Source organism: Pedobacter sp. GQ55, from assembly GCF_059758925.1.
On record NZ_JCAXEI010000001.1, the window covers coordinates 1,057,952 to 1,072,232 of the forward strand.

The following is a 14,281-nucleotide window of genomic DNA, read 5'->3' on the forward strand; positions in this document are numbered from 1 at the left end:
ATTTTTATTTAAATAAAATCAATTTTTTGTTGTTTTTAAATTTAAAACACTATATTTGTAATGCTCGTTTAATTTATATTTGGTTAGAGAGGCATACAATTGGATGATTGTATGCCTCTTCTTATTTTAAAAGTAGAATTCTTATTTTTTTTGTGTGTTTTAAACAGAAATCAAGCCTGTTTGTTTTTTTGTAAATGAAAAAAGCCAATTGAGTTAACAATTGGCTTTTTCTTTTAATAAAGATTTATTTGAATAGCTATAGATTAAGCCAATACTTTCGTAACTAAATCAGCAGCGTCTTTTAATGCTATCGCAGAGAAAACTTTTAACCCTGAGTCATCTATTAATTGTTTAGCTTCAACAGCATTTGTTCCTTGTAAACGGCAAATAATAGGAACCGGAACATCTCCAATTTCTTTATAAGCATCAATAACACCTTGGGCAACACGATCACAACGAACAATACCGCCAAATATGTTAATTAAAATTGCTTTCACATTCGGATCTTTAAGGATGATGTTAAAACCAGCTTTAACCGTTTGTGCATTTGCAGTACCACCAACATCTAAAAAGTTAGCCGGTTCTCCACCTGCAATTTTGATGATGTCCATAGTAGCCATTGCTAAGCCTGCTCCATTAACCATACAGCCTACGTTTCCATCAAGTTTAACGTAGTTAAGGTTTGATTCGCTTGCTTCAACGTCAGTAGGATCTTCTTCCAGTTTATCACGCATTGCAGCATAATCCGGATGACGGAATAAAGCATTCTCGTCTAAATCTACTTTCGCGTCAACTGCGATAATTTTATCATCAGATGTTTTTAGAACAGGGTTGATTTCAAACATTGAAGAATCAGTGCTGTCGTAAGCTTTGTAAAGTGCGGTAACAAATTTTACCATTTCTTTAAAAGCCTGACCGCTTAGACCAAGGTTGAAAGCTATTTTACGAGCTTGAAATCCTTGAAGACCAACTTTAGGGTCAATTTCTTCTTTGAAGATCAAATGAGGAGTATGCTCAGCAACTTCCTCGATATCCATTCCACCTTCAGTAGAATACATAATTATGTTTCTTCCGTTAGCGCGGTTTAACAATACGCTGATATAGAATTCTTTGGTTTCAGATGCACCTGGATAGTAAACATCCTGAGCAACTAGAATTTTGTTAACTTTCTTTCCTTCTGGACCAGTTTGTGGAGTTACTAACTGCATACCTAAGATAGCAGAAGCTCTTTCCTTAACCTCATCAAGGTTTTTGGCAAGCTTTACACCGCCGCCTTTACCTCTACCACCAGCGTGGATCTGAGCTTTAATTACAACCCAGTCAGAATTGTAGTCAGTTTTCATTTTTTTAGCAGCTTCTACAGCCTGCTCTACCGTGTCGGCTACTACACCTTCTTGTACGGCTACTCCAAAACTTTTAAGTATTTCTTTACCTTGATATTCGTGGATATTCATTATGCTGAAAAAATTTGTTCAAATCTACAATTTCAAAAGCTTTATAACAAATGGCTAAAGGTATTTTCAGTGTTTATATTTTCGCTTTCGGGTTTCAGTTTTTTAATCGTCTTTTTAAATTTAAGTTTCATCTTGATCCAATAGCAGCTAAAGTCTACCCGACCTGCGTTAAATAATCTCCTGTGCGCAAGCCAAACCACCATTGCTGTAGAAAAATAGAAGCCTGTATAAAAATAATAGGTAATAGTTCTCATAAAAGAGTTCTTATTCCTATATATCAGACTTAATCTCTCAATTTGAAAAATGATATGAGCCGCCTCATCAATTAAAATATCTGTACTAATTTGTTTAAGCAATTTACAGTTGGTTGCATCCTTTAAGCACTGGTAAAATATTTGAGCCGCACTTTCAACTGTAATTACAGCTATGGTCCAAAACTCCATGTCCGTGTTTAACCCCCTTATTTTTCTAAATAAACTATCACCCCAGTCCTTTTTTATTCGCGGCTCGCCTATAAGATCAATATAGCGGCCTAAATTATTACCATGCTTTTGCTCTTCTTTAATAAATAGCTTAATAGCCTCTGTATAATGTGGATCATCCAATTTTTTAGCATGTTTAGTGGCGGCATTTACCAGATTTGTTCCTTCGGATGTTTCTCCCAGTTGCCAGGCCTGCAGTGATTTTAAAATCTTGCTCTTTTCAAATGCAGTTAAATCAGGGTTAATGCTCCAGTCAATTCTTTGATTCTTTAAGTTTTGGCTAAAATAGTTCATCCAATACAATGAGTTGTGCATAGCGTAGGGTTTAGGATTATAGGTGGTTTTTAATTAGAAATTGCATTGTTTGCCAGTCGCGATAATTCCACGAAAGCCATGATGTTTCATTGTATTTTGCTTTGAACGAGTTGTTGCGTTGGTTTAAATCCTTTTCAAAAGCTAAAATTTGTTCTGCATCCGTTGGTGCTATTGGTTTTGTAGCGACACGGATTGTGTCGTTACTCCATTTGGAAGCATATTTTGAGGTGTTCAAATATTTTCTAAGTATAGTCTTATTCTTATTCAAAAGGGGGAGGGTCTTGTCAGACAAATCGGTTAAATGATCAAGATCCAAGTTAATGGAGTTTCTGTTGTGAATGTTGTAGCTCACAATCAAAACATCCCAGTTTACAAAGCCGAAAACAAGCAGTAATATATACCAAATGAAACCATTTATTTTACACAGATAAAAGAAGGTTTTTTGCTGAGCGACCTTGATGTAAACAGTAACCAGACCTATTGTGCAAAGCAATAAGAAAACGAATACACCAATGCGTTTGTAGGTTAATCCAAGAGCATTTACGTACTGGTAATCTCTAAGTAACACAGAACAGACCAGAAAAATATTTTGGAATATCCATAAATAGGCCAGTAATCTGATTGTTTTGTTTTTACTGTAGAAATTTAGATTTCCCCTAAAAAAGTAGACAATAATCATCATAGCTATCACAATACTTACTATTAATACATTTGTGCCATCATGAAGCGCATCTGAATATTTAGCTCCATTCGATTCAATGTTTTTACCCAGCCATAATGTAGTTATGTCAATGGTGTTTAATAAAAGTAATAGCAGGTTTAATGCTGTAAATGAAATAATACCAATGATATTTTCAGTTTTTAAAGCCATCATCCGTTTCAACAAACCTTCAGCAAAAACTTCGATAAACATATAGCCAATGGAGTTGCTTGTTTTATTCCTGTGTTCTCGTACTAACTGCTCACCAAAGCCAACTTCAATTTTTTCAAGTTCAAGCCTTTTTAAACTGATAAAAGCTCCTGCACTCAACACAATCCCAAGAACAATGTGCATGAAGCGTTCAAAGCTTAATTCCGGAAATAAGAAGATGACTATGTTGTTTATAAATGTGGTTATGCCAGTAGTAATTCGATTAAGGTAATTGGCAAAAACAGTATTGGCCTCACTATAAAGCATGCTAAACAGCATGATGGCGAAAAAAGGGATAATAATGTACTTTACGATTTTTAAGACAGGCTTAAAAGAAAGGCTCCTAAAGTGAATGGCCATTATTTTTTTTAAAAGATTTATCGGGGCCGTAATAATCTGTAAAAATGCCGCAAGCAATACGGTAAAAATATTCCTTAATAAAGGGAAATGAATTAAGCCTATCATAACCGCAAAACTGATATACCAGGTGATGATATTCAGATCTGATTGATTGATAACTACCATTATTGCGGCCAGAAGATGACTGCCGGCGATAATGTAGTACTTTTTAGTTTTAGGCTTTTCCTGATCCAGTAACGTTATGATGCTTAAAAAAAGTGTGTAAATAAGTAGGTTAAGGGCTTGTTTCTCCATCCAGAAAAGAAAGTTAAAAAGAATGCCGCCGCCAATTGCTGCAAGGAGCTGTAGGTCTATCCGCTGTTTCATGTGAGTGTAGATTATTTTTAGATTAAAGGTGATTTGTAACTACCCACATGTATGCAAAAGCTACAGGGAGGTTAAATAGCATAACAACTGCTGTTTTTAACAGTGTAAGGCAATGCTCTGGGTGAACGATTATTGTAATCAATAAACTCAGAAAGACAATTGAATTGATCACTAAAGCAAGCATGATGTATAAGAGGCCTACTGGAACTAAGGGACTGAATTTTGTGAGGAAATAAAATAAAAAGAGTGCAGATCCTGCAACAAATGAATATTTAGTGCATTCTTTGGCAATGGTGGTAATTTGATTAATTGACGTTGTTTCCATTTTTTTTGATTTTTAAAAGTGCTTTGTATTTCAAAGTAATTAGATAAAAAAAATTAAAGGCCTTTAATCATCTTTTCTAAAGCATCCAAATGAGTTTTAAACGCTTGTCTACCCAGATCTGTAAGCATATATGTAGTATTTGTTTTTTTTCCAATAAATGATTTTTGAACTTTTAAGTATTCCGCTTGTTCCAAAGTGTTCAGGTGGGAGGCAAGGTTGCCGTCTGTAAGCTCCAGCATTTGTTTCAGTTCATTAAAACTAATACTATCATTTACAATCAGAATAGACATCACACCAAGTCTTATCCGACTATCAAATATCTTGTTAAGGGCTCCTATCGGGTTCTTCATTATTTAGTCCTTTCGTACTTAAAATACATTAGCAAACCATAAAAAATATGAAGCACACCAAAACCAAAGGCCCAGAAGTAGAGTCCGTATCCAATATTAAACATCGCTACCAATCCAAGTATAACTTCGCAAAGACCCAAAAAGCGAATGTCAGTATAAGTATACTTACTGGCATTAATTAAAGCCAGTCCATAAAATAACAAACAAGAAGGTGCTATTAAGCCATAAGTGCCAGGATGGGCCAGAAGCAGCCCAATAATAAATAGACCTCCCGCGAATAGTGGAATTGCTAAGTTGATCAATAAATTTTTAGAGGTTCTGTCCCAGAATGGTAATTTCTTTCTTCTGGTTTGTCTAAGCGTAAGGAGAAAACCACCTATAAGCGCAACAATAAGTACTCCAAGGCCAATTTTAATCAAATTGGCTTCCAGATCATCCTCGGTAAAACCATATTCATAAGTGCCATTTACACTATTTGCTATTTCTAAATGAGCAAGGTAAGCGCCCACCAGTGCAGTAAGACCAGCAAAAACTCCTGATAACCCACTTAAAGAAATAAATCTTGATGAACGATCCATCATTTTTTTGATGTCGTTCAATGCATTTAGCTGTTCTTCCTTGCTACTCATTTTAAAAGTACTTTGTTTTTCAAAGTTAAGCGATAAATCTGAACTTCCAAGAAAAATTTAGGATTATTTGTTATATCATAATTTGTTTAACCTTGTGCTATGTTTTTGTAAGTTTGCATTTATGCTAAAAGCCACAGGTATAAAAAAAGCTTATGGAAATCTACCGATATTAAAAGGAGTAGATTTTGAGGTCAAAAAAGGCGAAATTGTAAGTATTATAGGTGCTTCAGGTGCAGGGAAGAGTACCTTACTCCATATTTTAGGTACACTGGACAAGCCCGACGCCGGTACGGTAGAACTTAATGGTTCTAAGGTCAACAGGCTATCGGGCGAATTGCTAAGTGTTTTTAGAAATAAGAATATTGGATTTGTTTTTCAGTTCCATCATCTTTTGCCCGAGTTTACTGCTCTTGAGAACATCTGTATCCCTGCATTTATAGCTAAGGTGCCTACAAAACAAGCAATGGCAAGGGCAACTGAGCTCCTTGAGCTTTTGGGTCTAAAGGATAGGGCAGACCATAAGCCTAATCAGTTATCTGGTGGCGAACAACAGCGTATCGCTGTAGCAAGAGCGTTGATAAATAATCCGGCAATTATTCTTGCTGATGAGCCATCCGGTAATTTGGATTCGGCAAATGCGAACTCACTACATCAATTTTTTATTACCCTTAGAGATAATTTTAAACAGACTTTTGTGATTGTTACACATAATGAAGATCTGGCTAAGATTAGCGATAGGGTGGTTACAATGAAAGACGGTTTAATTATTTAAGTTTTGAAGATATTAATAACGGGAGGGAAATCTGCACAGTCGCTAAAACTGATTAAAGCTTTTGCAGATCATAATATTGTGCTGGCTGATTATGGGGATATGCCTTCTTTTCCATCTGCACGATACTATTTCATTTCCTTAGGAGCGCGAAATGATGAAATTATAGCCCATAATTTGTTAAATCATTGCCTCAACGAGGGGGTAGATGCGGTTTTACCTTTGCATGAATTTGAGATTGCCGATATGCTAAAGTCGAAGGTGCTTTTTGAGGAGTTTAATATTCAGGTGCTAATGCCCGAAAAAGATCAGATCATCCATTTAACTAACATTTAATGGCATTTGAACATTATTTGAAAAATAAGCAAGCATTTGTTTTTGAACTGGATGATGTCCTTTATCCACAGAAGGATTACTTGCTACAGGTTTATTATTTATTTGCTCAATTTATAGAATATGCAGAGCAAATAAGCGCTGACGAAATTCTTAAAAGTATGCAGCAAACATACCTTGCAACGGGTAGCGAGGATATTTTTGAGAAAACAGCAGCCCAACTTGATATACCATTAAAGTATAAAGTGAATTTTGATTTGCTTTTCTTAAGCGCACGCCTGCCCTTAAAGCTATTGATGTTTAACGAGATGCTTCGCTTTCTGCAGGAGATCACCGTTGAAAGTAAGGAAATATTTATATTCACCAATGGCGATCCTATGATGCAACTTAATAAGATCAAGCAAATGGAATGGCATGGCTTAGAAAACCATCTTACTGTCTATTTTGCTGCAGAAACTGCTTCTAAGCCTTCCCCAGAAGGGATTCAAATGATTCTGGACAAGCATAATTTAAAGAAAGAAGATGTGCTGATGGTTGGTAAGCTCAAATTAGATGAAGAATGTGCAGTAAATACAGGATTAACGTATTTGAATGTTGATAAACTATTAGTACCTTAATTACGTTTATACCTCCGAACCTGGTGTTGGTGATAAAATTATTTAAATGAAAAATAGCCTTGTAAAAAATTACCTAATTGGTTCATTTCTGGTGGTTTGCATTGTATTTAGTGCATGTAAAAAGAATAAAACTACACCTGATCCGGAACCGCAGGGTTCGCAAAATACCAAGCAAACTCCTACAACAAATAGGGTAGAATTAACGAATGATTCCTTATTTCTTTATGCCAAGGAGGTTTATTTCTGGAACGACGCCCTGCCTACTTACGATGCTTTTGAGCCGCGACAATATAGTGCAGGCGGAACGGATCTCGAGAAGTATGAAACTAACTTATATAATATAGTTAAGGCATCGAAATCTCCAGATTATTTAAATAATAGGCCATATCCAAAATACTCTTATATTTTTAATCAAGATGACGAAAATCCTATTGCAAGTATTCCAAATACAAGTTTATCCGTTGATCTGAAGGGGAATGGAAATGATGTTGGCTTAAGATTCGGATATTTTGACTTGCCTGAAACTCCGTCTGAGGTTGATTATTCCGTCTATGTGACTGCTGTTTATCCTAATTCTCCTGCCGCTAAAGCCGGTGTTGTAAGAGGTGATAAAATTATAAAAGTCAGCGGAGTAGAGTATGGTGCTAATTTTAATGCAGAAGTAGATAAAATAGAAAGTGCAATTGAAGGGGCTTCAGTAACATTAGTAGGGAAAAAAGGAAATGTAGATTTTACTAAGACACTTACCAAGGGCAGTTACAAAAGTAGTCCTGTATATAAAGATACAGTTTTTACAGCCAGTAGTAAAAAGATAGGTTATCTGGCCTATGCAAGGTTCTCAAATAAAGAAAATTCTGAAAGTGCACTAACCACAGTCTTCAATAATTTCGCTGCTAGAGGAGTAACCGATCTTATTGTTGATCTGAGGTATAATGGTGGTGGTTATATAAGTACAGCACAACACCTTATTAATCTGATTGCGCCTACCGGTACTTCTGGCGTAATGTTCACGGAACACTATAATTCCACAATGCAGAACAAAAAAGCTACGATATTAAAGAATCAGCCAGCTGTTAATGATGATGGTCAGGCCGCAGGAACTTATTTTGATGGTGATTATACCGTAAGCGGCAATACTACTACATTCCAAAAGACGGGGAATTTAACGGGAGTGAAGAATGTGGTGTTCATTGTAGAGCGGTATACCGCTTCTGCTAGTGAACTTGTAATAAACAGCCTTAAGCCTCACATGACTGTTAGTTTGGTAGGAGAGACCTCTTATGGAAAACCGGTTGGTTTTTTCCCTATAACCCTGGAGAACAAGTACGACGTTTACTTCTCAATGTTTGAAACTAAAAACTCTGCCGGTGTTGGCGGTTATTATACCGGAATGGTTCCCGATGTTAAGGGGTATGAGTTTGCCATAGATGATGTGATGTATGATTTTGGTAATCCCAAAGATGATTGTACTGCGGAAGCCATTAATATCCTGGCCCCAAGCACAGCAGTTACCAGCCAGGCAAAAGTATCCACTACCACGGATAGATCTAAATCAACACGTTTGCAGGCACTTGGAGGTAAATCGAGTGGTGAATTTGTTGGGATGATTGAAAACCGAAAATAACCCTTGCTTAATTTATTATTTTCTTTTGGTTAATTACCGACTTCAAATAAAGCTGATGGTCTAGTCTTTGGGTTATTTCAAGGATTGCCTCACTTGCATTAGTGAAAAATGCAGGATTGATGTTTTTAAGCTCGTCAGTAGCTTTATGATAATCCTTATGATCTTCCACTCCGAAATAAATAAAGGGTATATCCTTGTCGTTAAAAGCCGAGTGATCACTTTGATTTGTCCAGTCATTGCTAGCCAGTTTTGGGTCGTCATGGCCTAAAATTATTTTTATTTTAGAATTCTTGCTAAAAACAGACGGTTTTAACTGAGGGTATTTAAATGTCCCACATGCATAAAGCTCACCTTTGTCGTTGTGGCTCACCATATCCATATTTATATTGAGTTTGATATTCTCAAGTTGAACGGGCGGATTTTTTATAAATGCTTTTGCTCCTTGTAAACCTGCTTCTTCAGCATCAAATGCAGCAAAAATTAAAGTATGATCAGGTTTGTTCTTTACATAGTGTGAGGCAAGTTTTAATAAGGTAGCAACTCCCGACGCATTATCGTCGGCTCCATTGTAAATTTCATTGTTTATAATTCCAATATGATCATAATGAGCAGATATAACGATTATATTTTTACTCTTTCCTTCTACATATGCAAGCATATTTTTGCCTTCAATGGCAGCTCCTTTTTTGTCTGTAAAGGTAAATGGCATCTCATAGCCAGAAAATGATGGTAAAGTTTTTATACCAATTTCTTTAAAGCGGGACGCTATATAGACACGTGCCATTTCGCCGCCTTTTGTCCCTGTTTTTCTCCCTTCATAAACATCGGAAGATAATACTTCTACATCTTTAAGTAGCTGACTTCCAGCTTGGGCATCTGTTTTTTTGACAGAACTACAGCTCAATAATAAGCTAAGGAGTATTAAAGGGTAGATTCTCATTTTGTTATGATTGGTATATAATGCTAAAGTAAAGATATAGAATGATATTTGTAACTCTTTTCATGTCCTATTGTTATTTAAATAGATTAAATGCATATTTAAGTAAGAATAAGTCATAATACTATGTTAGGGGAATTAATAGAAAAAGAATCAATAGATATCAGTAAAATCGTTTCAGCCGATCAGAATCACACAGAAGAATTAAGAGATAAGTTAAACTCCGCACAACGACTGGGAAACGAATTTAAATCAAAAGCGGATATTACATTTAACACTACAGAGGGACCAAAAACAGTTAGTACTACCGTTTGGTCTGTTACTGAAAGATACCTTCAATTAAAGAGCGGGGTTCATATCCCACTAAGCAGCCTTATTGATATAGATTTCTAGTAATAAGTTAGCCTAACTACGCCTGCAACTTTTTTGGCAAGACGGATAACCTGTCTGGTATAACCATATTCATTGTCGTACCAGACATATATTACTACAGATTTGTTGTCTTTGGCCATAATTGTTGCAGGCCCATCTATAATAGCCGAATGGCTATTGCCTATGAGGTCTGTACTTACCAATTCATTGGAAATTGAATATTCGATTTGTTCAGACAGATTCCCAAAAAGGGAGGCTTGTTTCAATATTTCGCCGATTTCTTCCTTTGATGATACTTTGTTGAGTGATAGATTTAGTATGGCCAAGGATACGTTGGGTGTAGGAACACGTACCGCATTCCCTGTTAATTTGCCTCCCAAATGAGGAAGTACTTTAGCTACAGCTCTATCTGCCCCTGTTTCGGTAATTACGAGATTTAATGCTGCGGCGCGACCTCTTCGGTATTTTTTATGGTAATTATCCAGTAGGTTTTGATCGTTTGTGTAAGAATGTATCGTTTCTATGTGTCCCTTTTCAATTCCAAAGCAATCGTCTATTAATTTCAATACAGGGACTATGGCGTTAGTCGTGCAGGATGCGTTAGAAAAGATGGTTTCCTTATCAAAGTCAATCTCTAAATCATTAATCCCCGTTACAATATTGGGTACATTACCCTTTGCCGGAGCGGTAAGCAATACCTTTGCTATTCCTTTTGCCTGCAAGTGCCTGCTAAGGTCTTCCCGTTCACGAAAAACTCCTGTGTTGTCAATTAGCAAGGCATCCTGAATTCCATAAACTGTGTAATCTATGTCTTCGGGCTGTTCAGCTTCAACGAAATAAATGGTTTGCCCATTTATAATTAGTGCATGGTTTTCAAAATCCTCGAGTATAGTACCATTAAATGGGCCATGAACAGAATCAGTGCGCATTAGTTCTGCTCTTTTAATGAGTTCTTCGTCGCTGTGGCCTCTGGTTACGATTGCACGTAACCGTAATTGTTCTCCTTTTCCGGCCTGTAAAACTAATTCTCTTGCAGCTATGCGCCCGATACGGCCAAATCCAAACAAGATTACATCCTTAGGTTTTAAGTTGATCTTATCTTTACCAATATGTTTGCTGAGCTTGCCAATTACGAAATCCTGGATATTGGTGTTATTATCCTCAAGCCATTCGGCAGCTAATCTTCCTATGTCAATCCTGGAAGGTTCGAGGTTACTGTTTGCTATTGTTTTAGCTAACTCTAGTGTTTCATAAATGTTAATGTCTTTTCCGCTAACTTCCTTAGCGTATTGATGGTGGGAAAGTATCTCACTGCTACCTATGTCAAACAAGGGTTTTCTGAATAGTACCAGCTCAATTGATTTATCGAACCATAGCTGCCCTACGATATTGATTAATTGAATTGCCTTTTTTTCCTTTTCAATCCAGTATTGAAACTCCGATTGGTACTTATTTAGCATGCCGTTAAATTTGGTTAGAACGTCACAAAAGTAAAAAAGATCGGGTACATACCCGATCTTTTTTACTTTAATATATTTTTAATCTCTTATCCTAAATATGATTTCAAGATTTTGCTGCGTGATGTATGACGCAAACGTTGAAGTGCTTTATCTTTTATCTGACGTACACGCTCACGGGTTAAGTTAAACTTCTCTCCAATCTCTTCAAGAGATAGTGGATGATTTGTACTTAATCCAAAGAAAAGAACAATAATTTCACGTTCTCTTTCTGTTAAAGTAGACAATGAACGTTTAATTTCTTCCGAAAGGGATTCGTTTATAAGACTGCTATCTGTGTTCGGTTCATGATTTTCCAATACATCTAGTAGTGTATTTTCTTCACCCTGAACAAATGGAGCATCCATTGATACGTGTCTTCCTGAGTTACTTAACGTGTCAGAAATCTTATCAACAGTCGTTTCCAGGATGTCTGCCAATTCTTCAGGAGATGGCTCACGCTCAAATTCCTGCTCTAATTTAGAGAAGGCTTTGCTGATTTTACTTAAAGATCCAACCTGGTTAAGTGGTAAACGTACAATACGGCTTTGCTCAGCAATTGCCTGCAAAATAGACTGACGAATCCACCAAACAGCATATGAGATAAATTTAAAACCTTTTGTCTCATCAAAACGCTTGGCAGCCTTAATTAAGCCCAGATTTCCTTCGTTAATTAAATCCCCTAAAGTTAAACCCTGGTTTTGATATTGTTTTGCTACCGAAACCACGAAGCGTAAATTGGTTTTAGTTAAACGTTCTAATGCAGCCTGATCGCCCTCACGTATTTTTCTTGCTAATATTACTTCTTCTTCCGCGGTAATTAAATCCACTTTACCAATTTCGTGAAGGTATTTGTCTAGAGATTGACTTTCGCGATTGGTAATCGATTGCGTGATTTTGAGTTGTCTCATTTATATGCTTTGGTACTCTTTATGTGTTTGAACGTGCAAAAGTAAGAATTTTAAGGCAATTAGAAAACATAAATTACTGAAAACGTTACACTTTACACGTATTAATTATACAATAATTTAGCAGCAAAAATTATTCCAAAATACTTTTGTCAGTATGAATGTCGTTATATTGTAAAACATAGTGTTATTATTGAATTTCGATATTAATATCGTGTATTACAATAATATTTAACGCCATCTAAAGTCAAAATAAATGTTTGTCTTTATGATGTCAGGAAATAAAACATAATTAGCATCTTTAAAAATGGGGAAAATAGGGAATATTAATTCGATGGATTAATGACTCATAATAAAATGATATTATGCCAATAATTATAAACTTAGATGTAATGCTTGCTAAAAGAAAGATGTCTTTAACTGAGCTTAGCATGAGGGTAGGGGTAACAATGTCTAACCTTTCTATATTAAAAACGGGAAAGGCAAAAGCAATCAGATTGGAAACTATGGATGCGATATGCGATGTTCTGGACTGCCAGCCTGGGGATATACTGGAGTTTCGTAGGTGATGGGAATGAGTGCTATTAAAGCCGTCGTCTTATTGCTCACTCCTTATCTCTCTTATCGAAACGGAAGAAGAATGACGGCCTGCGCCATAAGCATAACCTATAAAACAAGAGCCTGATCAACATTAAAGTCAATCAGGCTCTATAAAAAGTTATATAATAGATATTTAAGTCAAATCCGAAATTTCTGCGTCAGGGGCATTTTTTTTAACCGACTCAATGCCGTTATCTCTGCTTGCAACACTTTCGTACATTTCGCTGTTACCAATAATTTGCCCGTTGGTTGCTTTTAAATTAAAGTATGGTTTGCCATTCGATGATGTTTTTCTCTCATACTTACTATCATCCTGAGAGTTTTTCTTTACAGACTCAATTCCGTTTGTACATCCGCTTTTGCTTGAATACCCTTCGCTAGTTAAAATTACCTGACCGTTTCCTGCCTTTAAATTGAATTGGAATTCTCCATTTTTTCTTGGTGTGATTTCAAATTTGCCCATAATCTTTTTTTTAATTTATTTTTAAAGTAGATTGTTTTAATAATCCAATTTATAAAAAACTAAACAAAACCAAACAATTATTATTTTTTTGTTTAGGAATTAGTGATGCTTTTTAAATCAAAAGTCTGATCTAACCTTATCCCTTTTTCTGTCTGCTGTAAAGTACAGCATTCATTTACAGCATCATGTTCCAGATAAAGGATGTAGCCATTGTCAGTTGCTTCCTGTAAAAAAGACTTCTTTTCCTTTAATGTTTGCAATGGGAACATGTCGTATGCCATAACATAAGGCAGGGGGATGTGTCCAACAGAAGGAAGCAGGTCGGCCATATAAACAATTGTCTTATCCTTATATTTGATTTGGGGCAACATCATTGCGTCAGTATGTCCGTATGCAAATCGAATGTTGATGCCATCATGAAATTGAACTCCGTCAACATCTTCAATAAACCTAAGTTGGCCACTATCCTGAATAGGTAAAATGTTTTCTTTTAAAAATGAAGCTTTTTCTCTTTCATTTGGATTAACCGCCCAGTCCCAGTGCTTTTGATTGCTCCAATAGAATGCATTTTTAAATGCTGGCCTCAGTTTGTCGCCAACACGCATTATTGAACCACCACAATGATCAAAATGGAGGTGCGTTAAAAAAACATCGGTGATATCGTCTCTTGAAAAACCTTTTGCAGCCAAAGACTTGTCTAAGGTATCATCACCATGTAAATAATAATGACCTAAAAATTTTTCATCCTGTTTATCGCCAATGCCATTATCTATTAATATTAATCTATCACCGTCTTCAATTAACAAGCACCTCATTGCCCAGGTGCACATGTTATTCGCATCAGATGGCGTTGTTTTTTGCCAGATAGATTTTGGTACCACACCAAACATGGCGCCTCCATCAAGTTTAAATAAGCCCGTATTTATAGTATGTAGATTCATATCTTAAAATTAATGAAAAAGGCCGCACAA

At 36.1% G+C, this 14,281-nt stretch carries 17 protein-coding genes; 6 read left to right on the plus strand and 11 right to left on the minus strand.

Features of this window, described 5'->3' with window-relative positions:
- Positions 1-263 precede the first annotated feature (263 nt).
- The 6 genes from sucC to AC6CH7_RS04535 are packed head-to-tail and all read right to left on the minus strand — an operon-like array spanning position 264 to position 5,191.
- Positions 264-1,454, minus strand: coding sequence for an ADP-forming succinate--CoA ligase subunit beta (gene sucC, locus AC6CH7_RS04510; protein WP_172660497.1), 1,191 nt, complete (start codon positions 1,452-1,454; stop codon positions 264-266).
- Positions 1,455-1,495: 41 nt separating this feature from the next.
- Entirely contained in the window at positions 1,496-2,251 is a 756-nt protein-coding gene (locus tag AC6CH7_RS04515) for a ferritin-like domain-containing protein (protein WP_498261538.1), read from the minus strand.
- Between the two features lie 16 nt (positions 2,252-2,267).
- Positions 2,268-3,887, minus strand: a complete 1,620-nt coding sequence (locus AC6CH7_RS04520; RefSeq protein WP_498261539.1) for a DUF4153 domain-containing protein — start codon at positions 3,885-3,887, stop codon at positions 2,268-2,270.
- Positions 3,888-3,909: 22 nt separating this feature from the next.
- Positions 3,910-4,212: a hypothetical protein gene (locus AC6CH7_RS04525; protein ID WP_498261540.1), complete on the minus strand. Its 303-nt coding sequence runs from the start codon at positions 4,210-4,212 to the stop codon at positions 3,910-3,912.
- A 53-nt stretch (positions 4,213-4,265) separates the two neighbouring features.
- Positions 4,266-4,562, minus strand: a complete 297-nt coding sequence (locus AC6CH7_RS04530; RefSeq protein ID WP_498261541.1) for a winged helix-turn-helix domain-containing protein — start codon at positions 4,560-4,562, stop codon at positions 4,266-4,268.
- A complete protein-coding gene (locus AC6CH7_RS04535) occupies positions 4,562-5,191 on the minus strand; it encodes a hypothetical protein (RefSeq protein WP_498261542.1) in 630 nt (209 codons plus the stop codon). The genes AC6CH7_RS04530 and AC6CH7_RS04535 overlap by 1 nt, the downstream gene beginning before the upstream one ends.
- A gap of 121 nt (positions 5,192-5,312) precedes the next feature.
- Between AC6CH7_RS04535 and AC6CH7_RS04540 the strand changes: the two genes are divergently transcribed.
- Genes AC6CH7_RS04540 through AC6CH7_RS04555 form a run of 4 tightly spaced genes read left to right on the plus strand, consistent with a single transcriptional unit; the run spans position 5,313 to position 8,534 of the window.
- Positions 5,313-5,963 carry an ABC transporter ATP-binding protein gene (locus AC6CH7_RS04540; RefSeq protein ID WP_048904465.1) on the plus strand — a complete coding sequence of 217 codons (651 nt, stop codon included), beginning with the start codon at positions 5,313-5,315 and terminating at the stop codon, positions 5,961-5,963.
- Between the two features lie 3 nt (positions 5,964-5,966).
- Complete coding sequence (locus AC6CH7_RS04545; RefSeq protein ID WP_498261543.1) at positions 5,967-6,296, plus strand: hypothetical protein; 330 nt, start codon at positions 5,967-5,969, stop codon at positions 6,294-6,296.
- Positions 6,296-6,910, plus strand: a complete 615-nt coding sequence (locus AC6CH7_RS04550; RefSeq protein WP_498261544.1) for an HAD family hydrolase — start codon at positions 6,296-6,298, stop codon at positions 6,908-6,910. The genes AC6CH7_RS04545 and AC6CH7_RS04550 overlap by 1 nt, the downstream gene beginning before the upstream one ends.
- A gap of 46 nt (positions 6,911-6,956) precedes the next feature.
- The gene (locus AC6CH7_RS04555) at positions 6,957-8,534 is read left to right on the plus strand and encodes a S41 family peptidase (RefSeq protein WP_498261545.1); all 1,578 of its coding nucleotides are present in this window, start codon (positions 6,957-6,959) and stop codon (positions 8,532-8,534) included.
- A gap of 7 nt (positions 8,535-8,541) precedes the next feature.
- On the opposite strand, the gene AC6CH7_RS04560 is transcribed toward AC6CH7_RS04555, so the two are convergent.
- Positions 8,542-9,474: a M20/M25/M40 family metallo-hydrolase gene (locus AC6CH7_RS04560; protein WP_498261546.1), complete on the minus strand. Its 933-nt coding sequence runs from the start codon at positions 9,472-9,474 to the stop codon at positions 8,542-8,544.
- A gap of 123 nt (positions 9,475-9,597) precedes the next feature.
- Here AC6CH7_RS04560 and AC6CH7_RS04565 point away from each other — a divergent pair, with 123 nt between their 5' ends.
- A complete protein-coding gene (locus AC6CH7_RS04565; RefSeq protein WP_048904470.1) occupies positions 9,598-9,864 on the plus strand; it encodes a hypothetical protein in 267 nt (88 codons plus the stop codon).
- Here AC6CH7_RS04565 and AC6CH7_RS04570 read toward each other — a convergent pair.
- Positions 9,861-11,303: a glyceraldehyde-3-phosphate dehydrogenase gene (locus AC6CH7_RS04570; protein WP_498261547.1), complete on the minus strand. Its 1,443-nt coding sequence runs from the start codon at positions 11,301-11,303 to the stop codon at positions 9,861-9,863. The two genes, AC6CH7_RS04565 and AC6CH7_RS04570, sit on opposite strands and share 4 nt — an antisense overlap.
- An 86-nt stretch (positions 11,304-11,389) precedes the next feature.
- Complete coding sequence (locus tag AC6CH7_RS04575; protein ID WP_062547391.1) at positions 11,390-12,250, minus strand: sigma-70 family RNA polymerase sigma factor; 861 nt, start codon at positions 12,248-12,250, stop codon at positions 11,390-11,392.
- 362 nt (positions 12,251-12,612) lie between these two features.
- Between AC6CH7_RS04575 and AC6CH7_RS04580 the strand changes: the two genes are divergently transcribed.
- Positions 12,613-12,816 (plus strand): helix-turn-helix domain-containing protein, encoded by a 204-nt coding sequence (locus tag AC6CH7_RS04580; protein WP_498261548.1) that lies wholly within the window; start codon positions 12,613-12,615, stop codon positions 12,814-12,816.
- Between the two features lie 164 nt (positions 12,817-12,980).
- On the opposite strand, the gene AC6CH7_RS04585 is transcribed toward AC6CH7_RS04580, so the two are convergent.
- Positions 12,981-13,310, minus strand: a complete 330-nt coding sequence (locus AC6CH7_RS04585) for a YegP family protein (protein WP_498261549.1) — start codon at positions 13,308-13,310, stop codon at positions 12,981-12,983.
- A gap of 92 nt (positions 13,311-13,402) precedes the next feature.
- Positions 13,403-14,251 (minus strand): MBL fold metallo-hydrolase, encoded by an 849-nt coding sequence (locus AC6CH7_RS04590; RefSeq protein WP_498261550.1) that lies wholly within the window; start codon positions 14,249-14,251, stop codon positions 13,403-13,405.
- Positions 14,252-14,281: the final 30 nt, after the last annotated feature.